The sequence below is a fragment of the Streptomyces sp. CY-1 genome, assembly GCF_047218265.1.
Classification (GTDB): domain Bacteria; phylum Actinomycetota; class Actinomycetes; order Streptomycetales; family Streptomycetaceae; genus Streptomyces; species Streptomyces niphimycinicus.
Genome location: NZ_CP178393.1, coordinates 6,125,101 through 6,150,059, shown reverse-complemented (window position 1 = coordinate 6,150,059; position 24,959 = coordinate 6,125,101). Strand labels below are relative to the sequence as shown.

The 24,959-nt window shown below is 72.3% G+C and carries 18 protein-coding genes; 4 read left to right on the top strand and 14 right to left on the bottom strand.

Annotated features, from left to right (window positions below):
* Window positions 1–39 precede the first annotated feature (39 nt).
* Window positions 40–1,332, top strand: a complete 1,293-nt coding sequence (locus ACK1X7_RS26505; RefSeq protein ID WP_216343829.1) for a CynX/NimT family MFS transporter — start codon at window positions 40–42, stop codon at window positions 1,330–1,332.
* A 219-nt stretch (window positions 1,333–1,551) separates the two neighbouring features.
* Here ACK1X7_RS26505 and ACK1X7_RS26500 read toward each other — a convergent pair whose 3' ends face one another.
* The 8 genes from ACK1X7_RS26500 to ACK1X7_RS26465 all read right to left on the bottom strand — a co-directional run bounded on the left by ACK1X7_RS26500 (window position 1,552) and on the right by ACK1X7_RS26465 (window position 8,662).
* Window positions 1,552–2,280, bottom strand: a complete 729-nt coding sequence (locus tag ACK1X7_RS26500) for an ABC transporter permease subunit (protein ID WP_385138181.1) — start codon at window positions 2,278–2,280, stop codon at window positions 1,552–1,554.
* A gap of 15 nt (window positions 2,281–2,295) precedes the next feature.
* Window positions 2,296–3,222: an ABC transporter ATP-binding protein gene (locus tag ACK1X7_RS26495; RefSeq protein WP_059143685.1), complete on the bottom strand. Its 927-nt coding sequence runs from the start codon at window positions 3,220–3,222 to the stop codon at window positions 2,296–2,298.
* Complete coding sequence (locus ACK1X7_RS26490) at window positions 3,219–4,121, bottom strand: ABC transporter permease (protein ID WP_385138179.1); 903 nt, start codon at window positions 4,119–4,121, stop codon at window positions 3,219–3,221. The genes ACK1X7_RS26495 and ACK1X7_RS26490 overlap by 4 nt, the downstream gene beginning before the upstream one ends.
* The gene (locus ACK1X7_RS26485) at window positions 4,111–5,208 is read right to left on the bottom strand and encodes an ABC transporter ATP-binding protein (protein ID WP_390794016.1); all 1,098 of its coding nucleotides are present in this window, start codon (window positions 5,206–5,208) and stop codon (window positions 4,111–4,113) included. The genes ACK1X7_RS26490 and ACK1X7_RS26485 overlap by 11 nt, the downstream gene beginning before the upstream one ends.
* Before the next feature lie 115 nt (window positions 5,209–5,323).
* A complete protein-coding gene (locus ACK1X7_RS26480) occupies window positions 5,324–5,887 on the bottom strand; it encodes a hypothetical protein (RefSeq protein WP_390794017.1) in 564 nt (187 codons plus the stop codon).
* A gap of 186 nt (window positions 5,888–6,073) precedes the next feature.
* Window positions 6,074–6,682, bottom strand: a complete 609-nt coding sequence (pspAB, locus tag ACK1X7_RS26475; RefSeq protein WP_413115720.1) for a PspA-associated protein PspAB — start codon at window positions 6,680–6,682, stop codon at window positions 6,074–6,076.
* Window positions 6,683–6,684: 2 nt separating this feature from the next.
* Complete coding sequence (htpX, locus tag ACK1X7_RS26470; protein ID WP_385138172.1) at window positions 6,685–7,593, bottom strand: zinc metalloprotease HtpX; 909 nt, start codon at window positions 7,591–7,593, stop codon at window positions 6,685–6,687.
* A gap of 160 nt (window positions 7,594–7,753) precedes the next feature.
* A complete protein-coding gene (locus tag ACK1X7_RS26465; RefSeq protein WP_398158494.1) occupies window positions 7,754–8,662 on the bottom strand; it encodes an LLM class flavin-dependent oxidoreductase in 909 nt (302 codons plus the stop codon).
* A 217-nt stretch (window positions 8,663–8,879) separates the two neighbouring features.
* Between ACK1X7_RS26465 and ACK1X7_RS26460 the strand changes: the two genes are divergently transcribed.
* Window positions 8,880–9,773: a Cof-type HAD-IIB family hydrolase gene (locus ACK1X7_RS26460; protein ID WP_385138168.1), complete on the top strand. Its 894-nt coding sequence runs from the start codon at window positions 8,880–8,882 to the stop codon at window positions 9,771–9,773.
* A gap of 81 nt (window positions 9,774–9,854) precedes the next feature.
* On the opposite strand, the gene ACK1X7_RS26455 is transcribed toward ACK1X7_RS26460, so the two are convergent.
* From ACK1X7_RS26455 to hisC, 6 genes are all read right to left on the bottom strand, one after another.
* The gene (locus ACK1X7_RS26455) at window positions 9,855–10,694 is read right to left on the bottom strand and encodes a hypothetical protein (protein WP_398158492.1); all 840 of its coding nucleotides are present in this window, start codon (window positions 10,692–10,694) and stop codon (window positions 9,855–9,857) included.
* A 942-nt stretch (window positions 10,695–11,636) separates the two neighbouring features.
* Window positions 11,637–13,313 (bottom strand): GAF domain-containing sensor histidine kinase, encoded by a 1,677-nt coding sequence (locus tag ACK1X7_RS26450; protein WP_413115719.1) that lies wholly within the window; start codon window positions 13,311–13,313, stop codon window positions 11,637–11,639.
* A 588-nt stretch (window positions 13,314–13,901) separates the two neighbouring features.
* The gene (cydD, locus tag ACK1X7_RS26445; protein WP_413115718.1) at window positions 13,902–18,020 is read right to left on the bottom strand and encodes a thiol reductant ABC exporter subunit CydD; all 4,119 of its coding nucleotides are present in this window, start codon (window positions 18,018–18,020) and stop codon (window positions 13,902–13,904) included.
* Between the two features lie 22 nt (window positions 18,021–18,042).
* Window positions 18,043–19,044, bottom strand: coding sequence for a cytochrome d ubiquinol oxidase subunit II (gene cydB, locus ACK1X7_RS26440; protein WP_413115717.1), 1,002 nt, complete (start codon window positions 19,042–19,044; stop codon window positions 18,043–18,045).
* A gap of 15 nt (window positions 19,045–19,059) precedes the next feature.
* Window positions 19,060–20,667 carry a cytochrome ubiquinol oxidase subunit I gene (locus tag ACK1X7_RS26435; RefSeq protein WP_390794024.1) on the bottom strand — a complete coding sequence of 536 codons (1,608 nt, stop codon included), beginning with the start codon at window positions 20,665–20,667 and terminating at the stop codon, window positions 19,060–19,062.
* Between the two features lie 212 nt (window positions 20,668–20,879).
* Entirely contained in the window at window positions 20,880–21,959 is a 1,080-nt protein-coding gene (hisC, locus tag ACK1X7_RS26430; RefSeq protein ID WP_413115716.1) for a histidinol-phosphate transaminase, read from the bottom strand.
* Between the two features lie 405 nt (window positions 21,960–22,364).
* Here hisC and ACK1X7_RS26425 point away from each other — a divergent pair, with 405 nt between their 5' ends.
* Together ACK1X7_RS26425 and ACK1X7_RS26420 are read left to right on the top strand one after the other, a co-directional pair.
* On the top strand, window positions 22,365–23,465 hold the full coding sequence (locus ACK1X7_RS26425; protein WP_385140141.1) for a LacI family DNA-binding transcriptional regulator: 1,101 nt from the start codon (window positions 22,365–22,367) through the stop codon (window positions 23,463–23,465).
* Window positions 23,466–23,681: 216 nt separating this feature from the next.
* A complete protein-coding gene (locus tag ACK1X7_RS26420) occupies window positions 23,682–24,947 on the top strand; it encodes a metallophosphoesterase (protein WP_413116910.1) in 1,266 nt (421 codons plus the stop codon).
* Window positions 24,948–24,959: the final 12 nt, after the last annotated feature.

Below are 24,959 nucleotides of genomic sequence, written 5' to 3'. Positions count from 1 at the left end.
CGCCCCCACCACCCCACCACGACCGGAACGGAGCTCTTCTTGCCACGCCCGCACGCCCCCGGCCCCGAGGCCGAACCCCTGCTCGTGGACGCCGAGACGGATCTGCGGCCGACCCCCGAGGTGGCCGCCGCGCGGCGCACCCTGCGGGCCCACCCCGCCCTTCTCCTGATCGGCATCGTGCTGGCGTCGCTCAATATGCGGGCCGCGCTCGCCGGGGTCTCCCCGCTGCTCGGTGAGATCAGCGGCCACTTCGGGCTGTCCGCGACCATGAGCAGCCTGGTCACGACCATTCCGCTGATCTTCATGGGCCTGGCCTCGCCCTTCGCGCCCCGGCTCGCCCGGCGCTGGGGCACCGAGGCGGTGCTGCTGAGCGCGCTGGCGCTGCTGATCGGCGGCATCCTGCTGCGCGTGGCGCCGCCGGTGATGGCGCTCTTCGCCGGGGGCGCCCTCGTCGGCAGCGGGATCGCGTTCCTCAATGTGCTGATGCCGGGCCTGGTCAAGCGTGACTTCCCGCACCGGGCCGCCGGGATGACCGCGCTCTACACCACCTCGATGATCGGCGGGGCGACGGTCTCCGCCGCCTCCGCCGTGCCGCTGGAGAACGCGCTCGGCGGCTGGCGGGGATCGCTCGCCTCCTGGTCGCTGCTGGCCGTGGTCGCGGCGCTGGTCTGGATACCCCAGACGGTGCTCGCGCGGCGCGGTACGCACCACGGTGAGCCCGCGGCGACGCCCGTAAGGACGACACCGGACGCTGGGCCGAGGCTGAGCCGCTCCCCGCTGGCCTGGCAGGTCACGCTGTTCATGGGGTTGCAGTCGTCGATCGCGTACGTCTGCATCGCATGGCTGCCGACGATCTTCACCGACCACGGCATGAGCAAGAACACGGCCGGGCTGGTGTTCGCGTTCAGCACCATGCTTCAGATGGTCGGTTCGTTCGTGGTGCCCACCCTCGCCGGACGGATGCGCTCCCAGCGGACGCTGGCCGTCGCGGTCGCTGCGCTGATGGGCGCCGGTATCGCGGGCCTGCTGGTGGCCCCCGTCGCCGGGGCGTGGGTATGGGCGACGCTGATCGGCGTCGGGCAGGGCGGAGCCGTGGGGCTCGCGCTGACCATGATGGTGCTGCGGACCGGGGACGCCCACACCTCGGCGCGGCTGTCCGGAATGGCGCAGACCTGGGGCTATCTACTGGCCGCGGTGGGCCCGCTGGCGCTCGGCGTGGTGCACCAGACCATCGGCGGCTGGGGGCTGCCGCTCACGCTGATGCTGGCGGTGTGCGGGGTGCTGGCGGTGCTGGGCCTGGGCGCGGGCCGCGACCGCAAGATCCGGTCCTGAGCGGCCCGGAGGGCCGAACGGCCTGAGCCTCGGTCCCGAGCGGCCTCACACCAGGCCAACGCGGCCCCCGGACACGCCGCGGCGGCGGCCGTCACGACGACCGCCACCACCGCGGAGACAACCGGCGGCCGCCCCGCCCTCCCTGCGCGGTGGCGGCCGTAAGACGTGCACGAAACCCTGGGGCCTCTGCGCGTCACCTCGCGCAGGTCACGCCGGTCGTCACTCCTCCCCCGCGAGGGTCAGCGTGCGCAGCTTGCGGCCCGCGTACCAGGTCGCGCCCACGGTCACGGCCAGCAGCAGGATGACGCCGGTCGCCAGGCCGACGTCCGACGAGATGACATCGCCGTCCGCGACCTTCTGCCCGATCGCCAGCGCCCACTGCTGAACGCTGAGCTTGCGGGCCCCGGCCACCAGGCTGCCGAAGAACGTCTCCCACACCAGGGCGTAGACAAGACCCGCGATCACCGCATGCCGGGTCACGGTGCCCAGCAGCAGGAAGACGGCGCTGTAGGCGATCGAGGCCACGGCGGCGGCGACGGCGTAGCCGACGGCGAGCTGATTGGCGTTGCCGTTCAGCAGGAAGCCCGCGAGCAGGGTGGGGATGGCGGAGAAGGCGACCGTGACGCCGATCGCCACGATCAGCTTGGTGAAGATGATCGTCGGCCGCTTCACCGGCTTGGCCAGCAGATAGATGACCGAGCCGTCGTCGATCTCCGGGCCGATCGCGCCCGTACCGGCGATCACGCCGATCAGCGGGACCATCGTGGCCATCGCGAAGCCGCCGAGGATCGAGTCGGCCGTCGCGTCGTCCGCTCCGGTCAGCAGCCGTACGGCGAGCGAGATCAACAGCAGCAGACCGGGGAGTGTGAAGAGGATCAGCGCCCGGCGGCGGCCGAGCAGGGCCCGGTAGGTGAGCCGTGCGACGGTGGGGTGGTAGAGCGAGGACATCGCTGTGGGCTCCTTTCAGGCCGCGACGAGGTAGGAGAAGACGCTTTCCAGGGACTCGTCGGAGGGCGAGACCGTGAGGAGCCGGATGTGCTGGTCACGGGCGACCCGGGGCAGCAGTTCGGTGAAGCGGGCGAAGTCGACCGCCTGGATGTGCAGTCCACCGTCGGCGCCGGTGCTCGCGTCGACCTGGATACCGGTGGTCGACGGGTCGGCGATCAGGGCCGCCGCGAGCGCGCGGTCGTCGCTGGACCGTACGAGATAGCGGTGCGGACGGTCCGTCATCAGCCGGCGGATCTTGCGGAAATCGCCGGAGGCGGCGTGCCGGCCCGCGACGATCACCTCGATATGCGCCGCGAGCTGCTCGACCTCCTCCAGGATGTGCGAGGAGAACAGCACGGTGCGGCCCTCCGCGCCCATCCGCCGCAGCAGATCCATGAGCTGCATCCGCTGCCGGGGGTCCATGCCGTTGAACGGCTCGTCCAGGAGGAGCACCGAGGGCTCGTGCACCAGCGCGGAGGCCATCTTCACGCGCTGGCGCATGCCCTTGCTGTACGTGGCGATCTTCCGGGAGCCCGCGTAGTCCATCTCGACGGTGTCGAGCGCCTTACGGGCGGCACCACGCGGATCGGGCAGCCCGTGCAGCTCGGCGTTGGCGATCACGAACTCGCGGCCGGTGAGGAAGTCGTACATCGCCTCGCGCTCGGGGACGATGCCGATGTGGCGGTAAGCCTGCTCATTGCGCCAGATCTGGGCACCGTCCAGGGTCACGGACCCGGTGGAGGGGGCCAGGAAGCCGCCCATCATGTTGATGAGGGTGGACTTGCCGGCGCCGTTGGGGCCGAGGAGCCCGGTGACACCGGGGCCGATGTTCATGGTCACGTCGTTGACGGCCACGACGTTCCCGAACCAGCGGGAGACGTTGTCGATGGCGATCGTGGTCACAGGCCGACCTTTCGGTAGCGGCGCATCAGCAGCCCGTACGAGCCGGCGATCAGGCCGAGGAGAACGAGGATGTAGACGAACCCGGTTCCGGTACCGGGGCCGACCCCGCCGGGGAAGGAGGAGGTGGCACCGAGGAAGGCCGTCTGCACCCCGTCGATGATGGTGATCGGCGAGAACAGCCCGATCCAGCTCACCGGCCCGGAGTTGCCCTGGTCCCAGGCGATGGCCTGGACGGCGGAGACCGCGCCGTAGGAGATGGTCAGCAGGGCGATGACGGCGGCGACGCCGAAGCCGCGGCGCGGGGTGAGCGCGGCGACGACCAGGCTGATGCCGGCGAAGAGAAGCGAGAGCAGAGCCACGGAGATCAGTCCTTGTGCGAAGCCCTTCGTCTGATCGGCGAAGTCCAGCTTGGCGAGCAGCGCCCCGACGTAGAGGATCAGCAGGGGCGCGCCGGTGAGGATGAACAGCGACGAGGCCATGGCGGCGAACTTGGCCACCACATAGTCCATCGTTTCGATGGGCCGCGAGAAGTAGAGCGGGATCGTCTTGAAGCGGAGGTCCCGGGAGACGGACTGCGGCGCCTGGGACGCTGTGTACAGGCCGATCACGGCCTGGAGCATGATCGCGTAGCGGGTGTACTCGACGGGGAGCTTGTCCACCTTGGTGGCGATGGCCACCGCGACGATGATCGCGGCGGGCATGCACATCACGGCGAACAGCAGCATCGGCGCGACCTTGGACTTCGCCGAACGGCCGAGGCCGTAGGCGCCGCGCAGGCTCTGGGAGAAGAGCGAGCGGCGGGCGTAGGCGCGGCCGAGGCGCGGGCCGTCGTAGTGGCGGTAGCCGATGTTGTGAATGACGTCGGCACGCTGCTGCTGGGTCACGGTCTCAGGCGGCATCGACGGCACCTCCGTTCCCGTGTGCGCTTGCGCCGGCCGGTCCAGCGGGCTTCGTCATGCCGTCCGGGGCGTTCGATGCGTCCGGAGCGTCCGGGGCGTGCGATGCGTCCGCATCGTCGTCGGACCGGAAGATCTCCGCGATGCGATGGCGGCGCTGCTCCATGCGGACCAGGCCGAGGCCGAGGTCGGCGATGGTGTCGCGGACCGTGTCGTACGTCTCCTCGCTCGCGACGTCGACCAGCAGCACATGGTCGGAGCCGGGCGTCCCGTCGGCGTCACGGCCGGCGGGCTGGACGGTGAGCCCGGCCCGGTCGAGGGCGGTGCGCAGCGCCTTGGTGCCGTCCGGGTGGTCGGTGGTGTCGGTCACCTCGACCGCGAGCGAGGCCGTCGCCTGGGTGAAGTCACTGGTGGAGCTGGAGCGGAGCAGCTTGCCGCCGTCGATCACCACGACGTGGTCGCAGGTGCGCTCCAGCTCGCCGAGCAGATGCGAGGTGACCAGCACCGAGATACCGAAGTCGGTGTGCACACGGCGGATCAGCCCGAGCATCTCATCGCGGCCGACCGGGTCCAGGCCGTTGGTCGGCTCGTCCAGCAGGACCAGGCGGGGGTCGTGCACCAGCGCCTGGGCCAGCTTGACCCGCTGCTTCATGCCCGTGGAGTAGCCGCCCATGGGGCGATATCGCTCCTCGTACAGCCCGACATGGCGCAGCGTGTCGGCCGTGCGCTCACGGGCGGCGGAGGGCGGCAGCCCGGACATGCGCGCCATATGGACGACGAACTCGGTCGCCGAGACATCGGGCGGCAGACAGTCGTGCTCGGGCATATAGCCGACGCTTTCGCGGATGGCGCTGCCGTCCTTGGCCACGTCGAGACCGAGCACGGAAGCGCGGCCCTCGCTGGCGGGGGACAACCCGAGCAGGATCTTGATCAGCGTGGACTTACCGGCGCCGTTCGCACCCACCAGGCCAGTTACCCCTGGTGCGATGTCGACGGACAGCCGGTCGAGCGCGGTGACGCGGGGGAACCGCTTGCTCAGACTTTCGGTGGCGATCACAGTCACATGTTCGACCGTAGTGGTCTGAGCCACAGGCGGCGTCACTCCAGACGGTGGGATTCCCCTCGTCCTCGGGTCTGACGCGCCCGTAGGGGACAGACCCCGATGGGCGGGGGTTACCCGGGGTATCCACAGGTATTCCGGGGGCTTATGCCCGATGTGCGGCCGGTGTGAGCCGCGACCGTGCCCATCCCGGGTACCACGCGGTGAACAGGGCCGGGAGGACGAACCCCGCGAACTGGACCGCGAGCGCCGCCACCATGCCCAGACCGGCGGAGATCACCACGACCATGGCCGCGGCGGAGAGGGTGAAGGCGGTGGCCCAGGCGCGGGTGATCACCACATTGATCCGCTTGAACACATAGGTGTCCCACACCTCGGGCGGCGCCTGGCGGCGGGCGACACCGGTGGTGAAGGGGCGGCCCACGGCGAGCGTCGTCCAGGCGGTGACGGCGAGCCAGCTCAGCGCCAGCGCCCCGATGTAGTCCTTGAGTCCGCTGTCCGGCCGGGCGAAGGCCCAGATCGTCAGCGCGGTGAAGAAGGCCACCGTGCTGCACTCCAGGATGAGGGCGTCGGCCGCCATGCCCGCCTTACGGGCCCGCACCAGCATCGCCCCACCCAGCACCAGCCCGGCCAGGGCGCCCCACTGCCAGCCCAGTGTCGACACGACCGCGAGGGCGATCCATGGGATGAAGCCGCGCAAGTAGTTCATTCGGCCCTCCCCCGGGCGTCAGGTCACCTTCCGGCATGCGATGTCGAAGGTAGAAGGTGCCCCGCGAGCCCATTCCTATGCCTGAGGGCCCGTCCGGTCCGTGGATTCCCCTTCGCCCGGGGGGAGTTGGGCCGGATCACTGATCACTTCGGGGAGCCGGACCGTTCGTCGGCCGGGGCACCGACCCTAGAGACCCGGGGCGCCCCAGACCGGGAACCAGCGGCTCAGATCCTCCTCGATCCGCAGATCGTCCCCGAGCAGCGCCCGCACCTGGAGCTCCAGCGCGTTGTCCCGCTTCTCGATGGCGCCGGGCAGCGGCGCGAAGGGGTAGAAGGTGCCGCGCTTGTAGAGATACACCAGCGCGAGCGAACGCCCCGCCGGGTCCTGGAAGCCGATCAGCGAGCACAGCAACTGAGGGCCGAACCCGCCGTCCTGGAGCAGCGAATTGACCGCGTGCAGATCGTTCACCAGGGAGGGCACATCGTCCGGCGACTGCCGGGCCAGCAGCCAGGTGTAGCCGTACGCGTCCTGGCTGAACTCCACGGGCACCCCGCCCCGGCCCGCGTCCGCATCCGCATCCGCGTCCGCGTCCGCGTCCAGCAGGTCCCGCACATCGCGCTGGACCTGGGAGAAGGCGCCGCCCTCCACACTCGCGAAACAGACCGAGCCCCGCCCGGTCGCGGTGAACCCCGCCCCCGCCTCCAGGCTGACCGCGGCCCCCGGGAGCCCGAAGAGCCGGTCGAGGTCGGGGCGCACCGGCTTGCTGCGGCCCAGGATGGCGTCCAAGAACCTCACGCTCAGCCCCTTCCCGCCTGGCCGAGCTGGGTGGAGATGCGGGCGAGCTGGTCGAGCCGCCGCTCCAGCGTCGGATGCGAGGAGAACAGCCGGCTGACGCTCTCCCCGGAGAGCGCGGGGGCGAAGAAGAAGGCGTTGAACGGCTCGACCTTGCGCAGATCCCGGGTCGGGATCCGGGCCATCTGCCCCGTCACCTTGGTCAGCGCGGCGGCGAGCGCCGAGGGCCGCCCGGTCAGCAGCGCGCCGGCGCGGTCGGCGGACAGCTCGCGATAGCGGGACAGCAGCCGGGTCAGCAGAAAGCTGATCGCATAGACCACGGCGCTGATCAGGGGGATGAGCAGCACCGCGATGCCCACGTTGTTGTTACGGCTGCCCCGGCTGAGCCCTCCCCACAGCGCCGCGCGGGTCATGATGCCCGCCAGGACGCCGAGGAAGGAGGCGATGGTCATGACCGCCACATCGCGGTGCGCCACATGCGACAGCTCATGGGCCAGCACGCCCTCCAGCTCCTCCGGCTCCAGCCGCCGCAGCAGCCCCGTGGTGGCGCACACCAGCGCGTTGCGCTGATTGCGGCCGGTGGCGAAGGCGTTCGGCACATCGGTGTCGGCGATGGCCACGCGGGGCTTGGGCATGTCCGCGAGGGCGCACAGCCGGTCCACCGCGCCGTGCAGCTCGGGGGCCTGCTGCGGGGTGACCTCCCGGGCGCCCATGCTGAACGCCGCGATCCGGTCGCTGAACCAGAACTGCGCCACGAACAGCCCTCCGGCGATGATCACGATCAGCGGCCAGGCGCCCTTGAACACGGCGAGCAGCACACCGATGAAGACCACATAGAGCAGCCCGATGAAGAACATCGTCGTGACCATGCGGGTGGTCAGCCCCCGGTCCGGGGCATAGCGGGTATGCGGCATGGGATGCCTCCCGAGTGACGCGACGCCAAAGGCTCTATACCCGATTCTGCCGCTTATAGGGCGATCTGTGCCGTGCCTTTATTCGGTTATCCGGCGATCCGTGCCGCGCCCGCTATCCAGCGCTCCGTGCCACCCGTTACCCGGCGATCCGTGCCGCCCGTTATCCGGCTATCTGTGCCGCGCCCTCCGTGGCGATCTTCTCGAAGGTCGCGAGGTCGGCCGCGAAGATCGAATCGGGGATCGGCCAGTGCAGCACGATCTCGTCGATGCCCAGTTCGGCATGGCGCCCGGCGAAGTCCACGAAGGCGTCCACCGAGCTCAGCGGCCCGGTGGCCTCCGGGGTGAAACCGGTGAGCAGGATCTTGCCGAGGTCGCGGGTGTCCCGTCCGGCCTCCGCGCACGCCCCGCCCAGCCGCTCGATCTGACCGGCGATGGCGGCCACCGAATCGGCCGGGGTGCCGGTCTCGGCGATCTTCGGGTCGCCCGTGGTCACCCACGCCTGGCCGTATCGCGCCGCGAGCCGCAGCCCGCGCGGACCGGTGGCGGCCACCGCGAACGGCAGCCGCGGCCGCTGCACACAGCCGGGGATGTTGCGCACCTCGTGGGCGCTGTAATGGGTGCCCTCGTGCGTCACCACATCGTGGGTCAGCAGCCGGTCGAGCAGCTCGACGAACTCACCGAAGCGGTCCGCCCGCTCCCGGGGCGACCACGGCTCCTCGTCGCCCCGCAGCAGCGCCGTCGCGTCGAAGCCGGAGCCGCCCGCGCCGATGCCGAGGGTGATCCGCCCGCCGGACACGTCGTCCAGCGTGATCAGCTCCTTGGCCAGCGTCACCGGATGCCGGAAGTTCGGGGAGGTGACCAGGGTGCCCAGCCGCAGCCGGGAGGTCGCCGCCGCGGCCGCCGTCAGCGTGGGGACCGCCCCGAACCAGGGACCGTCGCGAAAGCTGCGCCAGGACAGGTGGTCATAGGTGTACGCCGCGTGGAAACCCAGCTCCTCGGCGCGCTGCCATATCTCCCGGCCGCGCTCGGACCAGCGGTATACGGGCAGGATCACGGTGCTCACTCGCATAGGGCGAGCCTAAGCGGTGGGTATGACAACGCGGCACCGAGATCGGCGCCGTACGGAGATCAGCGCGCCGCACCGAGAGCAGCACGCCGCACCGAGATCAACGCCGTGGCGGCAGGAGGCCCAGGACGCCCGGGACGGCGCCACGGGACGCCCGGGACGGCTCCCGAGGACCCACCCGAGCACCGCCCCGGCAGCACCGAGCGGCATATGCGGGAGGATGGTTGCCGTGACTCCTGCGACCGAGCGGCCGAACACCCCGGCCCCAGAGCCTTCCCGCCCCGCCCCGGCCCGGCCCCGGCTGATCGCCACCGACCTCGACGGCACCCTGCTGCGGGACGACAAGACGGTCTCCGACCGCACCGTGGCGGCGCTCGCGGCGGCCGAGCGGGCGGGCATCGAGGTGTTCTTCGTCACCGGCCGCCCGGCCCGCTGGATGGACGTCGTCAGCGCCCATGTGCACGGCCATGGCCTGGCGATCTGCGCCAACGGCGCCGCCGTGGTCGATCTGCACCAGGGCGGGCTGCCGATCGAGGTCCGCCCGCTCGCCGCCGACCAGGCCCTGGCCGTCGTGGAGGCGCTGCGCGAGGCGGCCCCCGGCACAACCTTCGCGGTCGAGCGCAGCGGCGGGATCTTCTACGAACCGGAGTACCCGCCGTTCCACCTCGACCCGGGCGCGATCATCGCCCCCGCCGAGAAGCTGCTCCACGACGGATTCGCGCACGCCGACACGCCGGTCCTCAAGCTGCTCGCCCACCACCCCGAGCTGGCGCCCGACGCCTTCCTCCAACTGGCCCGCTCGGTGGCCGGGGACTACGGCGACTTCACCCGCTCCAGCCCGTCCGCCCTGCTGGAGGTCAGCGGGCTCGGGGTCAGCAAGGCCAGCACGCTGGCCCGGTGCTGTGCCGAGCGCGGGATCTCCGCCGCGGAGGTCGTGGCGTTCGGCGATATGCCCAATGACCTGGAGATGCTGATGTGGGCGGGCACCTCCTACGCGATGGCCAACGCCCATCCGGACGTACTCGCCGCGACCACCCACCGCACCGGCGCCAACACCGAGGACGGCGTCGCCGCCGTCATCGAGCGGATCGTCGAGCGGATCCTGGCGGGCTGAAGCGCACGCGACCGCCCCCCGGCCGTGGGGCCGGGGGGCGGCGGTTCGCACGACCGCGTCTACGGTTCGCACCGACCGCGTTTACCAGAAGAAGACCAGGTAGCCGTTGCCGCCGGCGGTACCGGGGGCGCCCGCGCTGCCCGGGGTGTTGCCACCGGGGCCGCCGACGCCGCCGTCGCCACCAGCGCTGGTGTTCGTCGGGGGCAGCTCGACGATGCCGTCGACCGCGTCGCCGCCCGCGCCGCCGTCGGCACCGGACGCCCCGTTCTCACCGGTGCGGTTCACCGTGGACAAGCTGTTGCAGGCGCCGGTACCGCCGTTGCCTCCGTTGCCCGGAATGCCCGGAGCGGCCGAACCACCGCCACCGCCCGTGCCCCCCGTGCCGCCACCGGCGATGAGCTGGGTGCCGCTGGTGGAGACCAGGGTCGTCGCCCCACCGTTGCCGCCGGTGCCACCGGCACCACCGGTACCGCTGGTGCCGGTGCCGCCGGGACCGGAGGCACCGGCGCCGCCACCGGTGCCCAGGTCCACCGTGTAGGTGGCGAAGGGCGTGACCGGAATGACGCACCAGGTGAAGCCGCCGGAGCCGCCGCCACCGCCGGTGCCGCCGGGACCGGTCAGCGTGGCGCTGGCGCCGCCACCACCGCCGCCGCCACCGCCGCCCGCTCCCCACGCCTGGATGTGCACCGAGGTGACGCCCGCGGGAGGCGTGAAGGTGCCATCCGTGGTGAACTCCTGGACCCCATGGATGATGGACGGCGGCCGCGGCGGCTTGGGCCGGCCGCCGCCCAGCGTGTCGTCCGCCTGAGCGGCGGGGGACATGGTCAGCACCTGGCCGGTGAGACTCGCCGCAGCAAGGGTGGCGAAGAGGACCCGGCGGCGCGTCCGGGATCGCTTGGGAGTGGGACTCTGGCTGTTCACGTCATGACTTCCTTCCCCGCGGTCGGGCCAACATCTGTCGCGGAGTGCGATGGGATACGAAGGTCCGAACGGCCCGCGAGGCTCATCCCACCGTCGGCCACCACGCCCCGCACTCCGACGGCGCGCTAGTTGGCCCGCGTAGGTGAGGCGTTGGGCCGGGCGAGCGACAGTAGCGCCTCACAGAGGCGTGTCGAGCACACACCAGCCCGCCGGGCATCGCCCTCACCCGGCGACGAGCCGCCACAAGCGCGGCAGACGCGGTGCCGCCGGCGCGGCAGACGCGACGCCGCCGTCAGGCGTACGGCGGCGCCGGGCGGACGGCGGCACCGGGCGTGCGGCGGCACCGGGCGGACGGCGGCACCGGGCGGACGGCAGACGCAGGCGCACAGCGGCGAGGCGCACGGCCGCCGTCAGACGCAGAGCGCCGTCAGACGCACAGCGGCGTCGGGCATACGGCGGCGTCAGGCGCACAGCGACCTCAGGCGCACAGCGACCTCAGGCGCACGGCAGACGCAGGCGCACAGCCGCGAGGCGCACAGCCGCCCTCAGACGCAGAGCGACGTTGGGCATACGGCGGCGTCAAGCGTGCGGCAGACGCAGGCGTACGGTCGCCGTCAGGCGCACAACGGGGTCCGGCGTACGGCGCCGTCAGGCAAACGGCGCCGTTAGACGCACGGCCGCCGTCAGACGCATAACGGCGTCAGGCATACAGCGGCGTCAGGCGCACAGCGACCTCAGGCGCACGGCCGCCGTCAGCCGCACAGCGACTTAGGCATACGGCGCCGTCAGGCGGGCGGAGACACAGGCGTACAGCCGCCGTCAGGCGTACAGCCGCCGTCAGGCGTACAGCCGCCGTCAGGCGCACAGCAGACGGCAGACGCACGGCGGCCTCACGCGCACGGCAAACGGCAGACGCACAACGGGGTCCGGCGTGCGGCGCCGTCAGGCGCCCCCGTTCGGTAGCGGCGCCTCCCACACCACCGCCGTACCGCGCCCGTCCTCCCCGAGCCCGGGGCCGACGCCGCTCGACCCGCCCAGCGCCTCGGCCCGCCGCACCAGGTTCGTCAGACCGCTGCGCCGCCCGCCCACGGGCACGCCCACCCCGTCGTCCGCGACCGTCAGCCGCACCGACGGTCGCCCGTCCGCAAGCCGCCCCGTGGCGTCCACGACCACCTCGATCCGCTCCGCCCGCGCATGCCGAAACGCGTTGGACAGCGCCTCGCGCAGCGCCGCGACGAGATGGGCGCCGGTCGCCGTGCCGACCCGGGAGTCCACCGGTCCCACGAAGGTCAGGGACGGCTGGAAGCCCAGCGGCACGGCGGCCGCCCTGACCTCCCGCAGCACCCGGCCGCGCAGCCCGGGCGGGGTCTCGGGCGGGGTCTGCTGGAGCGCGTGGATCGCCGTCCGCACCTCCTGGATGGTGGCGCCCAGTTCCTCGACGGCCCGCTCGATCCGCTCCCGCACCTCCGGCGCGTCCGACCGGCGCTCCGCGCTCTCCAGCAGCATCCCGGTCGCGAAGAGCCGCTGGACGACGAGGTCGTGGAGATCGCGGGCGATCCGGTCGCGCTCCTCGAGGACCGCGAGCCGCTCCCGGTCGCGCTGCGCCTCGGCGAGCACCAGCGCGACCGCCGCCTGCGCCGCGAACTGGGCGGCCAGCGTGCGCTCGGTGGCGGTGAACGGGCGGGCGCCGGGCTCGCGCGCGGTGGCCAGCACGCCGACCACCCGGTCCCCGCTGCTCAGCGGGACCATCAGGCTCGGCCCGTAGCGCCCGGGGACGCCGCTGCCGAGCAGCGGGTCGGTGGCCGGGTCCTCGATGACGACCGGCTGCCCGGCCAGCAGCCTCGGCACGGCCGGGGAGCAGGCCGGAAGTACGGCGCCGAGCAGCCCGGAGCGCTCATCGGCCGCCACCGCCGCGACCTTCAGCCCGCCTTCGCCCTCCTCCGGCAGCAGCACGATCCCGACGACCGCGTCCGCGAGTTCCCGGACCTTCTCGGCGACCACGGCGGGCCCCTCCCCGGCGCCGCCGGACAGCAGCGTCTGGGTGACGGCCACCGATCCCTCGATCCAGCGCTCGCGCTGCCGGGTGGCCCCCTGGACGCGGGTGTGGCCGATGGCGATCCCCGCCTCGGTCGCCAGCACCTCGACCAGATGCCGGTCGGACTCGGTGAACGGGCCGCCGTCGCGCTTCCCGGCGACGCAGAGGGTGCCGAAGACTTCCTCCCCGACCCGCAGCGGAACGCTGAGATACGAGCCCGGCGGCTGGGCGGCCGACGGCGCGAGCAGCGCCGCACACCGCTCCCGGTCGCTTTCGGTGCTGGTCTTGGTGTCGGTCTCGGTGTCGCCGTAGGTGACCACATCGGCCAGGTCGCCTTGCCCCCCGGCGGCGTCGCCGTCGGCGTGGTACACCCCGATCACGGCGCGGCGGGCGCCCACCAGCTCGGCCGCGGTGCGCACGATCCGGTCGAGGACGGTGTGCGCGTCCGGCCCGTCGCCGAGTGAACGCATCGCCTCCAGCAGCCGCGGCAGCCGCGCCGTGAGCTCGGTGGACAGCCCACGCAGCCCCCGGGTCGCCTCCGCGGCCACGTCCAGGGGATCGGGGGAGGGCGCAGCGGCCGCCATGCCGTCGAGCCTAATGAATGGCGCAGATGAACGCCGCTGCTCGCGCTGGGCCCGGTCCGGTGGAACGTCGTCGCCTGCGCACCGGTCGGCTGGCGCCTGCGACATCAGTCGCGACGCCACGAGCCCCGCTGAGGCTGGCGTCGGGACCCGCGGCAGCTCGTGCCGGGGGCCCGCCGCGGCCGTTGCCGCGCCCCGCGCCCGCCGGGTGCCGCACCCCGCGACGGCTGGCGCCGTGGCCCGCGACAACTGGCGCCGTAGCCCACTCCGACCGTTGCCGTGGCCCGCGCCGTCTGTTCCCGCACCCCGCGCCCGCCGGGTGCCGCGCCCCGCGACAGCTCGTTTCGTAGCCCACTCCGACCGTTGCCGCCGCCCGCACCGTCTGATGCCGTGGCCCGCGACAACTGGCGCCGTAGACCACTGCGGCCGTTGCCGTGGCCCGAGCGGTCTGGTGCCGGGGCGCCTTCCAGCGGTTGGTGCCGGGGGACGCCTCCTCAGGGCGCCGGGGAGAGGCGCCTCCCGGCCATGGCCGGGGTCGCCGGGCCAGGCGTCGCGGGCCCGCGGCGGTCCGAATCCGCTGGGCAGAGCCGCCTAGCCGGCGCCCATGTGCGCAGCGCCCATGTGCCCGGCGCCCACCAGGACTCCGGTCTCCGCGGCCTCGCGTTCCAGCATCCGGCGGAACGGCCCGTCGGCCACGGCCAGTTCCCCGTACGTCCCACGCTGGACGGCCCGGCCGCCGTCGAGCACGATCACCTCGTCCACCGCGTCGAGGCCCGCCAGCCGGTGTGTGATCAGGACGGTGGTGCGGCCCTGGGTCGCCGACAGCAGGTCGGCCGTCAGCGCGTCGGCCGTGGGCAGGTCCAGATGTTCGGCGGGCTCGTCCAGCACCAGCACCGGGAAGTCCGCCAGCAGCGCGCGGGCCAGTGCGAGCCGCTGCCGCTGACCGCCGGAGAGCCGTGCGCCCTGCTCGCCGACGAGCGTGTCCAGGCCGTCCGGCAGCCCGTCCACCCAGTCCCGCAGCCGGGCCGCGGCCAGGGCCGCGCGTAGCTCGTCATCGCTGGCGTCGGGGCGGGCCAGCCGCAGGTTCTCGCGCAGCGAGCTGTCGAAGACATGGGCGTCCTGGGCGCAGAGACCGACGAGCCGCCGCACCGCGTCCCCGTCCAGGGCGGCGGCGTTCCGGCCCGCCAGGGTGTACGTGCCGCCCTCGGTGTCCAGGAAGCGGAGCAGCACCTGGGCGAGCGTGCTCTTGCCGGCCCCCGACGGGCCGACGACCGCCACCCGGTGGCCCGGCCGCAGCTCCAGGCCGAACCCGTCCAGCGCGGGGGCACGCTGCCCGGGGTGGCGGGCGGTGATCCCGCGCAGCACCAGCGGATACGGCACACCGGGCGCCTCCTCACACCGCGCCTCCTCGCGCCCCGCCTCCTCGGGCTCGCGCACCGGAAGCGGCTCGTCCAGCACCTCGTACACCCGCTCCGCGGCCCGTCGCACCCGCTGCCGGTGCTGCACCGCGAGCGGCAGCCCCGCGACGGCCTCGAAGGCGGCGAGCGGGGTCAGCACCACGACCGCCAGCCACACGCCGTGGATCCGGCCGTCCGCCACGGCCGGCACCCCCACCCACGCCGCGGCCGCCACGGTCAGCCCGCAGACCAGTGCGGACAGCCCGGCACCGGTGCCCGCGGCGGCCGCGGCCCGCCGGGCGATCCGGGTGAGCACCCCATCGGCCCGGCGCACCGCCTCCAGCCGACGCGGCAGCGCGCCCGCGACGGTCAACTCGGCGGTCCCCGCGAGCAGATCGACGACCTGCGTCGACAGGGCCCCGCGCGCCGGTGCCAGCCGACGCTCCGCCCGCCGCGCCAGCGCCCCGGACACGACGGGCACCGCGACCCCCGCCAGCAGCAGCCCCGCCGCCAGCACCGCCCCGGCCTCGGGCAGCACCCAGGTGAGGAAGCCCACCGAGGCCGCACCGACGGTCAGCGCGGTGCCTACGGGCAGCAGCCAGCGCAGGAAGTAGTCCTGGACGGCGTCCACATCGGCCACCAGCCGGGAGAGCAGATCGCCGCGGCGCGTCCGGCCGAGCCCCGCGGGCGCCAGCCGCTCCAGCCGCCGGTAGACGGCGACCCGCAGCTCGGCCAGCACCCGCAGCACGGCGTCATGCGCGACCAGGCGCTCGGCGTAGCGGAAGACGGCCCGGCCGATCCCGAACGCCCGGGTCGCGGTGACCGCCACCATCAGATACAGCACGGGCGGCTGCTGCGCGGCCCGGGAGATCAGCCATCCGGAGACGGCCATCAGCCCGACCGCGCTCAGCAGGGCGAGGCTCCCGAGCAGCAGCGCCAGCCCGAACCGCCCCCGCCCACCACGCGCGGCACCCCGCACCCGCGCCAACGCGCCCCGGCGCGGACGTGCGACCGAGCTATGCGACACGGCCACGCCGTACGACGCGCCCGGGCCACCCGACGCACTCAGGCCGTCCGGCACGGCGGAGCCATCAGGCGTGGCCAGGCCCGTGCCGTCCGGCCCGTGCCGTATCTCGCCCAGCCGCCCACCGACTCCGGCGTCCGCCATCGGCTCATGCGCGGCGGGCGTCCGCTCCACGCCCGAGGCCGCGCCCGCCGTCCCCTGCTCCACGCTCGAGGCCGCACCCGCCGTCCCCTCATGCGCGCCACCGGCTTCGGCCGCCCGTGGCCACTCCGCTCCCGCGGCCGCCTCCGGCGTGGACTCCCGCTCCCCCGCGCGCGGGCGCCCGGCCGCGCCCGCGAAGCCCACCGCCGACGCGCGCCGATCCACGGAGAACGGGGACAACCCACCGGAACCGGCGGCCCCGGAACCGGCGGCCCCGGAACCGGGCCGCGCCTCCGCGCCCGCGCCTGGCGCGGATCCGTGCGCCTCGGCACCCGGAGCCCTGTCCGCATACGCGACGGACCGGCGGACGCCATTCCCCCCGGAGCCGGACCGGAGTGCGACGGTCGGCCCCGGGCGGACGCCGCCCACCGCCGCCACGCGCCCAATCGCGGGCAGGACGGCCAGCCCCCCAGGGGCAGCAACCCCAGAGCCCCGCCCCGAACTCCAACCCGCCCCCGGCAAACGCAACACCCGGTCCGCCAGCGGCAGCAGCGCCGGGCGGTGGACCACCAGCAGCACCGTGCGGCCCTCGGCCAGCCGTCGTACCGCCTCGACGACCGACGCCTCCGTCTCACCGTCCAGATTGGCCGTCGGCTCGTCCAGCAGCAGCACCGGCCGGTCGGCCAGGAAGGCGCGCGCCAGGGCGATCCGCTGCCGCTGGCCCGCGGAGAGCCCGGCGCCCATCTCGCCGAGCCGGGATTCGATCCCGTCCGGCAGCGCGGAGACGAAGCGCAGCGCGTCCGCGTCCCGCAGGGCGGCCCGTACCGCCGCGTCATCGGCGTCCGGCCGGGCCAGCCGGACGTTCTCCGCGATCGTCCCGGCGAAGAGATACGGGCGCTGGGGCACCCAGGCGATCTGGCGCCGCCAGCTCTCCGGGTCCAGCGCGGCCAGGTCGCGGCCCCCGATCAGGACCCGGCCCTCGTCCGGCGCCGCGAAGCCCAGCACGGCGTTCAGCAGCGTCGACTTCCCGGCACCGCTGGGGCCGACGACGGCGACCGTCTCCCCCGGGCGGATCTCGAACGAGGTCCGGGCGAGGGACGGTTCGCCGCGCCCGGGGTGGCGGACCACCAGCCCGTCCAGCGTGAGCGCGGCGCTCCGGGCATCGGGGGCCGGCGAACCGCCGGTGTTCGAGGGCTCGCGCTCCAGCACCGCGAACACCTCGTCCGCCGCCGCCAGCCCCTCCGCCGCCGCGTGGTACTGCGCGCCCACCTGCCGCAGTGGCAGATACGCCTCGGGGGCGAGCACCAGCACCACCAGACCGGTGAAGAGGTCCATCTCGCCGTGCACCAGCCGCATGCCGATGTCGACCGCGACCAGGGCGACCGACACGGTGGAGAGCAGTTCCAGGGCCAGGGAGGACAGAAAGGCCAGCCGCAGTGTCTTGAGCGTGGCCCGCCGGTAGTCGGACGTGATCGCGCGGATCGATTCGGCCTGGGCCTTCGCACGGCCGAAGACCTTGAGGGTCGGCAGTCCGGCGACGACATCGAGGAAGTGCCCGGACAGCCGGGACAGCAGCCGCCACTGGCGGTCCATCCGGGACTGGGTGGCCCAGCCGATGAGCATCATGAACAGCGGGATCAGCGGCAGCGTGGCGACGATGATCAGCGCGGAGATCCAGTCCGCGGTGACGATCCGGGCGAGCACCGCCACCGGCACCACCACAGCCAGCCCCAACTGGGGCAGATAACGCGCGAAATAGTCGTCCAGCGCGTCGATGCCGCGGGTGGCGAGGGTGGTGAGCGCACCGGTCCGCTGGGAGTCCAGCCAGCTCGGGCCGAGCCGTACGGCCCGTTCCACCAGCCGCAGCCGCAGCTCCGACTTGACCGCCGCACCGGCCCGATGGGCGGCCAGCTCGGTCAGCCAGGAGACGGCCGCCCGGCCGACGGCGACCAGCGCCAGCAGCCCGAGCGGGAGCGTCAGCGCCGCCACGTCCTCGCCCCGCTGGAAGGCGCCCACCACGATCTCGGCGATCAGCATCGCCTGCGCGATGATCAGACCCGCCCCGGCCAGGCCCAGCGCCACGGAGGCGGCCAGGAAGAAGCGGGTGGCCCGTGCGTACCGCAGCAGCCGGGGGTCGATTGGTTTCACGTGAAACACACCACCCGAAGCATCAGTGGGCGGCGGGGATGTGCCGGGTACCGATGCGCTTACGGAAGACCCAGTACGTCCACGCCTGGTAGGCCATGATCAGCGGCATCATGATCACCCCGACCCACGTCATGATCTTGAGCGTATAGGGGCTGGAGGCCGCGTTCGCCGCCGTCAGGCTCCACTTCGCGTCCAGCGAGGACGGCATGACGTCGGGGAACAGGGCCAGGAAGAGCATCGCGACGGCCGCCGCGATGGTCACCCCGGACAGTCCGAAGGCCCACCCCTCACGCCCCCGCCGGTTCATGATCAGCGCCACGGCCAGCGCCAGGACGGCGATGACGACCGCCACCAGACTGCGGGCGTTCCCGCTGTCGCGCTGCGTCCAGACCAGGAACGGCACCGCGACCACGACGGTGGCCAGTCCGAGCCCGGTCGCATACCGCCGTGCCCTCGTCCGGATGTCCCCGGACGTCTTGAGCGCGGCGAAGACGGCGCCGTGGAAGGTGAACAGCACCAGCGTGACCGCCCCGCCCAGCAGCGCGTACGGCGTGATCAGGTCCGACAGACCGCCCGCGTAGTTCCCGTCCCGGCCGATCGGCACCCCGTGCACCAGATTGGCGAAGATCGAGCCCCAGAGGAACGCGGGCAGCAGCGAGCACCAGAAGATCGCATGCTCCCAGTTCCGCTGCCAGCGGTCCTCGGGACGCTTGTGCCGGTACTCGAAGGCGACACCGCGCAGGATCAGACAGACCAGGATGGCCAGCAGCGGCAGATAGAAACCGCTGAAGAGCGCCGCGTACCAGTCGGGGAAGGCGGCGAAGGTCGCCCCGGCCGCCGTGATCAGCCAGACCTCATTGCCGTCCCACACCGGCCCGATCGTGTTGATCAGGACCCGGCGCTCGGTGCGGTCACGGGCCAACAGCTTGGTCAGCACGCCGATGCCGAAGTCGAAGCCCTCCAGGAAGAAGTAGCCCGTCCACAGGAAGGCGATCAGCAGAAACCAGAAGTCGTGAAGGTTCATGATTCTCTCCGGCCGTCAGTACGCGAAGGTCAGCGGCTTGTCGGCGTCCTCGTCCTCGGCGGCGGCCCCGCCACCCGGGCCGCCCGGACCACCCGGACCGCCCGAGGGCAGCCGCAGCTTCGGGTCCTTGGCCGGCGGCTTCTCGTCGGTGTCCGGCCCGGCCTTGGCGTACTTGGTCAGCAGCCGCACCTCGATCACCGCGAGCACCCCGTACAGCAGCGTGAAGACGCCGAGCGAGATCAGTACCTCGGTCCGGCTGACCCCGGGGGAGACCGCGTCGGCGGTCTTCATCAGCCCGTAGACCGCCCAGGGCTGCCGGCCCATCTCGGTGAAGATCCAGCCGAAGGAGTTGGCGATCAGCGGGAACCCCATGGTGAGGATGCCGATCCGCCAGGACCAGGTGGTCAGCAGCGGGCTCATCTCGCGCTTCTTGGTGAGCATCAGCCGGGGCACCTCGTCCTCGCCGGTGCGGAAGGCGGGGTCCAGCCACCGCTTGCGCCGGGTCGTCCACAGCCCGATCAGCCCGGCGACGAACGAGGTCATGCCGAAGCCGATCATCAGCCGGAAGCCCCAGAAGGTCATGAAGATGCTGGGGATGTAGTCATCGGGCTGACCGCCGTAGGCGTCGGCCTCCCGCTGGGCGATGTCATTGATCCCGGGGACGGCGTCGGTGAAGTTGCTGTGCGCCAGGAAGGAGAGCGCGGCGGGGACCTCCAGTTCGACGCTGTTGTGACCCTTGCCGACATCGCCGACGGCGAAGATCGAGAAGGGCGCGGGCGCCTGGGTGTCCCACAGCGCCTCGGCCGCCGCCATCTTCATCGGCTGCTGCTCGAACATCACCTTGCCGAGCTGGTCACCGCTGAGCGCCGTGCCGATCCCCGCGATGACCGCGACGACCAGGCCCACCCGCAGCGAGGCCCGCATCGCCCCGATCTGCTTCTTCCGCTGCTCGCCCAGCTCCTCGCCGCGCTCCCGGCGGCGCTTGGCCCGCAGCAGATGGAAGGAGGAGATGCCGATGATGAAGGCGGCGCCGGTGAGGAAGGCCGCGGTCAGGGTGTGGAAGACCACGACCAGGGTGGTGTTCTGGGTCAGCACCGCCCAGATGTCGGTGAGCTGGGCCTTTCCGGTGGCCTTGTCGATGGTGTAGCCGGTCGGATGCTGCATCCAGGAGTTGGCCGCCAGGATGAAGTACGACGAGAGGATCGTGCCGATCGAGACGATCCAGATGCAGGCGCAGTGGATCTTCTTGGGCAGCTTGTCCCAGCCGAAGATCCACAGACCTATGAAGGTGGACTCGAAGAAGAAGGCCAGCAGGGCCTCCATCGCGAGCGGGGCACCGAAGACATCACCGACGAAGCGGGAGTAGTCCGACCAGTTCATGCCGAACTGGAACTCCTGCACGATGCCGGTGACCACACCCATCGCGATATTGATCAGGAAGAGCTTGCCCCAGAACTTGGTGGCGTGGAAGTACTTCTCCTTGCCCGTGCGGACCCAGGCGGTCTCCAGACCCGCCGTGATCGCGGCGAGAGAGATCGTCAGTGGCACGAAGAGGAAGTGGTAGACGGTTGTGATGCCGAACTGCCATCGGGCCAGCGTCTCCGGCGCCAGAGCCAGATTCACCTGAATCTCTCCTTACGGTCGTGCCTGCCCGCGAGCGAGCTTGTGAACGTATTCACATTCACAAGCAATGATACGCACATGGCTGCGCCCCCTCCCACAGGGGGTGGGAGGGGGCGAATGGGGCACGTCTGGGTATGCTGCGCACCTTACGGAGGGGCCGATGGGCCCCTTGTGCGCCCGGGGGAGCAGGCGCTCCGTGGCTCAGGCAGCGCTCACAGCTCCTTGCGGAACGCCTCCGCGGTCCGCAGGAAGATCTCGTTCGCCTCGCGCTCGCCGATCGTCACCCGCACCCCCTCACCCGCGAACGGCCGGACCACCACGCCCGCCGCCTCGCACACCGCCGCGAAGTCGAGCGTGCGCTCCCCCAGCCGCAGCCAGACGAAGTTCGCCCGGCAGTCCGGGATCGTCCACCCCTGGGCGGCCAGCGCCTCCCATACCCGGCCCCGCTCGGTGACCAGCGCGTCCACCCGCTCCCGCAGCGCGTCCTCGCTGCGCAGCGAGGCCACCGCCGCGTCCTGGGCGAGCTGGCTGACGCCGAACGGCACCGCGGTCTTGCGCAGCGCCGCCGCCACCGGCTCATGGGCGATCGCGAAGCCGACCCGCAGCCCGGCCAGGCCGTACGCCTTGGAGAAGGTGCGCAGCACGCAGACGTTCGGCCGGTCCCGGTAGAGGTCGACGCCGTTGGGGACCCGCTCGTCCCGGACGAACTCGACGTACGCCTCGTCCAGCACCACCAGCACATCGGACGGCACCCGGTCCAGGAACCGCTCCAGCTCGGCCCGGCGCACAACGGTGCTGGTCGGATTGTTGGGGTTACAGACGAAAATCAGCCGGGTGCGGTCGGTGATCGCATCGGCCATCGCGTCCAGATCGTGGACCTCGCCCTCGGTCAGCGGAACCTGCACCGAGGTCGCGCCCGCGATCTGAGTGATGATCGGATATGCCTCGAAGGACCGCCAGGCGTAGATCACCTCATCGCCCGGCCCCGCCGTGGACTGGACCAGTTGCTGAGCCATGCCGACCGAACCGGTCCCGGTGGCCAGATGCTCCAGCGGCACCTCGAAGCGCTCCGCGAGCTCGGCGATCAGCGCGGTGCAGGCGAGGTCCGGGTAGCGGTTCAGGGACGCGGCGGCGTCCGCCACCGTCTCCAGCACCCCGGCCAGCGGTGGATAGGGGTTCTCGTTGGAGGAGAGCTTGAAGGCCAGGGGACCCCCCGTGGCGGCCGGCTTGCCGGGCTTGTACGTCGGAATGCCGTCCAGCGCGGCACGCAGCTTGGGGCTCTTCTCGGTCACCGACAGTCCTCCTCGACCCATCCTGTCCCGGACCGTGTACAGCGTTCGCACACGGCAATACTGCACACCTTATGAGGATTCCCCCGTCTCGCGTACCCGCCGGGCGCCGCCGCGTACCCGCCCCCGGCGCCCGCGTACCCACCGGGGGGAGCGCCCCGCTTTTCCGCGCGCGCCGGTGGCGAGCGCCGTGGCGCGCATCACCCGTGCAGGTGAGTTGAGACCTCTTCGAGACATGTATCAATCAGCAGGCGTGGATATGCCAGGGGCGACCAGAGGCCCGGTGGATCCCCCAACTGGCTTCACTTCCAAGGGAATTGAGGGGGGCGTTCATGCAGAAACGTGCCTTCCGAATACCGATGGCGGAATCGCGCAACCCTCCCACCCGAGCCCTACTATCGGCTGGCCATGACAGCAGCAGGGAAGCACCAGGTGAGCCGGTCGGCCGGCCGCCGGTTAGGGCGGGCGGGCATCCGGGACGTGGCCGCCGCCGCCGGGGTCTCGATCACGACCGTCTCCGACGCGCTCAACGGCAAGGGCCGGCTCCCGGAGGCCACCCGCCGCCATGTCCGCGAGGTCGCCGAGCGGCTGGGCTACCGCCCGTCCGCAGCGGCCCGCACCCTCCGTACCGGCAAGTCCGGCCTCATCGGCCTGACCGTGACCACGTACGGGGATGAACCTTTCACCTTCACCGAGTTCGCCTACTTCGCCGAGATGGCGCGAGCCGCCACCTCCGCCGCGCTGGCCCGCGGCTACGCCCTCGTCATCCTCCCCGCCACCTCCCGCCACGATGTGTGGTCCAACGTCGCCCTCGACGGCACCGTGGTGATCGACCCCTCCGACCAGGATCCGGTCGTCACCGAGCTCTTACGCCAGGGCATCCCCGTGGTCAGCGACGGCCGCCCGGCCGGCGCCCTCCCCGTCACCGCCTGGGTCGACAACGACCACGAGGCGGCGGTGCTCGGACTGCTCGACCATCTCGCCGAGGCCGGCGCCCGCCGGATCGGACTGCTCACCGGGACGTCCACCGACACCTACACCCGGCTGTCCACCACGGCGTATCTGCGGTGGTGCGAACGCGTGGGGCAGGATCCCGTCTATGAGGCGTACCCGGCCCACGACCCGTGTGCCGGTGCCGTCGCCGCCGACCGGCTGCTCGCCCGCCCCGACCGCCCCGACGCGGTCTACGGCCTCTTCGACCCCAACGGCACCGATCTGCTCGCCGCCGCCCGCCGCTACGGACTGCGCGTCCCGGACGATCTGCTGCTGGTGTGCTGTAGCGAATCGACCGTCTACCGCACCACCGAGCCGCCCATCACGACCCTCTCACTCAAACCCCGCCGGATCGGCACGGCGGTCGTACAGTTGCTCATCGACGCCATCGAGGGCCTTGATACCGACCACCCCGTCGAGCAGGTCATACCCACCGAATTGATCGTGCGGACGTCGTCACAGCGCCGTCCGCCGCGTACGACGGTCAGCGCCCCGCGCAGCCGTGCCGGAGGCTGACCTGAGGGTGACTCAAGGATGACCGGAGGAGGAGCTGAGACCAATGGGCTTCCCCTACCGGGCCAATCCGGGATAAAAGTCCGACCAAGCAGGAGCGAGCACCGATTGACGGCACCCTGGTGCGTCACAAGCCCTCACGGTCATTCCTATGATGGGCGGACGACACCGCGGACCGCCGTCGACCAGGCAAGGTCCACAAGGTGGGACGGCGGCGTGATGGTGGAGGGGTCGATGACTCAGGGGGCCGGTCTGGAAGCCACGGCAGGGACCACGGCTGCGATCCCACCCGTGCCCGCGTACGGGGTGCCCACCCCGCCCGCGCCCGCGTACGGGGCGTTCACCCCGCCCGGCATGAGCGCGCCCGGAGCCGTACCGCCCGGGCCCGCGCCCGCGGCGCCGGGCCCCGCCGCGCCCGTGCCGCCGCCCGCGCCCGCACCGGGGGCTCCCGCGCCCGGGGCGCCGGCTCCAGGGGTGCCCGCACCGGGCGCTCCGGCCCCTGAGGCACTGCCGGCCGAGTACACCCCCACCGAGCGGCTCCCCGTCCTGGGCCCCGGGCACACCATCCCGGACACCCCGCTCGTCCCGCCGCAGGACCGCCCCACCGTCGCGCTCACCTCGCTGCCCGAGCCCGAACACGGCCCGCTGGCCGAGGACGAGGGGCCCGGCCCGCTGTACGTCGTGGGCGATGTCCACGGCTACCACGACGAGCTGCGCGAGGCGCTCGCCGCCGAGGGCCTGATCGACCCCAAGGGCAACTGGGCCGCGGGGAACGCCCGGTTGTGGTTCCTCGGCGACTTCACCGACCGAGGCCCGGACGGCATCGGCGTCATCGACCTGGTCATGCAGCTCTCCGCCGAGGCCGCGGCCGCGGGGGGCTACTGCAAGGCGCTGATGGGCAATCACGAGCTGCTGCTGATCGGCGCCAAGCGGTTCGGCGACACGCCCGTCAACTCCGGTGCCGGAACCGCCTCCTTCCAGGCCGCCTGGCTGCTCAACGGCGGCCAGCGCAGCGACATGGAGCGGCTGGAGGACCACCACCTCCAGTGGATGTCCCGGCTGGACGCGATGGCGGAGGAGGACGGGCATCTGCTGGTCCACTCCGACACCACCGCCTATCTCGATTACGGCGACTCGATCGAGGCCGTCAACGACACCGTCACCGAGACCCTCCAGCGCAGCGACGCCGACGAGTGCTGGGACCTGTTCCGCAAATTCACCAAGCGGTTCGCCTTCCGCGACGAGGACGCCGGGCCCATGGCGGCCCGCGAATTGCTCGACACCTACGGCGGGGAGCGCATCGTCCACGGCCACAGCCCCATTCCGTATCTGCTCGGCGAGGTCGGCTCCGAGGACGGCGAGGACGGCGGCACGCCCGCCGTCGAGGGTCCGCACGTCTACGCGGACAATCTCGCCGTGGCCATGGACGGCGGCGTCACCATGGCCGGAAAACTGCTGGTCGTCCAACTTCCCCTGACCGACTGAGGGTTCAGCGGA

What these genes read in the sequence shown, in the direction of transcription:
- cydB (WP_413115717.1), bottom strand. Translation starts at nt 19,044, where the DNA reads ATGAACCTTCACGACTTCTGGTTTCTGCTGATCGCCTTCCTGTGGACG.
- ACK1X7_RS26450 (WP_413115719.1), bottom strand. Translation starts at nt 13,313, where the DNA reads ATGGCGGCCGCTGCGCCCTCCCCCGATCCCCTGGACGTGGCCGCGGAG.
- htpX (WP_385138172.1), bottom strand. Translation starts at nt 7,593, where the DNA reads ATGCCGCATACCCGCTATGCCCCGGACCGGGGGCTGACCACCCGCATG.
- ACK1X7_RS26500 (WP_385138181.1), bottom strand. Translation starts at nt 2,280, where the DNA reads ATGTCCTCGCTCTACCACCCCACCGTCGCACGGCTCACCTACCGGGCC.
- ACK1X7_RS26490 (WP_385138179.1), bottom strand. Translation starts at nt 4,121, where the DNA reads ATGCCGCCTGAGACCGTGACCCAGCAGCAGCGTGCCGACGTCATTCAC.
- ACK1X7_RS26425 (WP_385140141.1), top strand. Translation starts at nt 22,365, where the DNA reads ATGACAGCAGCAGGGAAGCACCAGGTGAGCCGGTCGGCCGGCCGCCGG.
- ACK1X7_RS26480 (WP_390794017.1), bottom strand. Translation starts at nt 5,887, where the DNA reads ATGAACTACTTGCGCGGCTTCATCCCATGGATCGCCCTCGCGGTCGTG.
- ACK1X7_RS26420 (WP_413116910.1), top strand. Translation starts at nt 23,682, where the DNA reads ATGGTGGAGGGGTCGATGACTCAGGGGGCCGGTCTGGAAGCCACGGCA.
- ACK1X7_RS26465 (WP_398158494.1), bottom strand. Translation starts at nt 8,662, where the DNA reads ATGCGAGTGAGCACCGTGATCCTGCCCGTATACCGCTGGTCCGAGCGC.
- ACK1X7_RS26460 (WP_385138168.1), top strand. Translation starts at nt 8,880, where the DNA reads ATGGTTGCCGTGACTCCTGCGACCGAGCGGCCGAACACCCCGGCCCCA.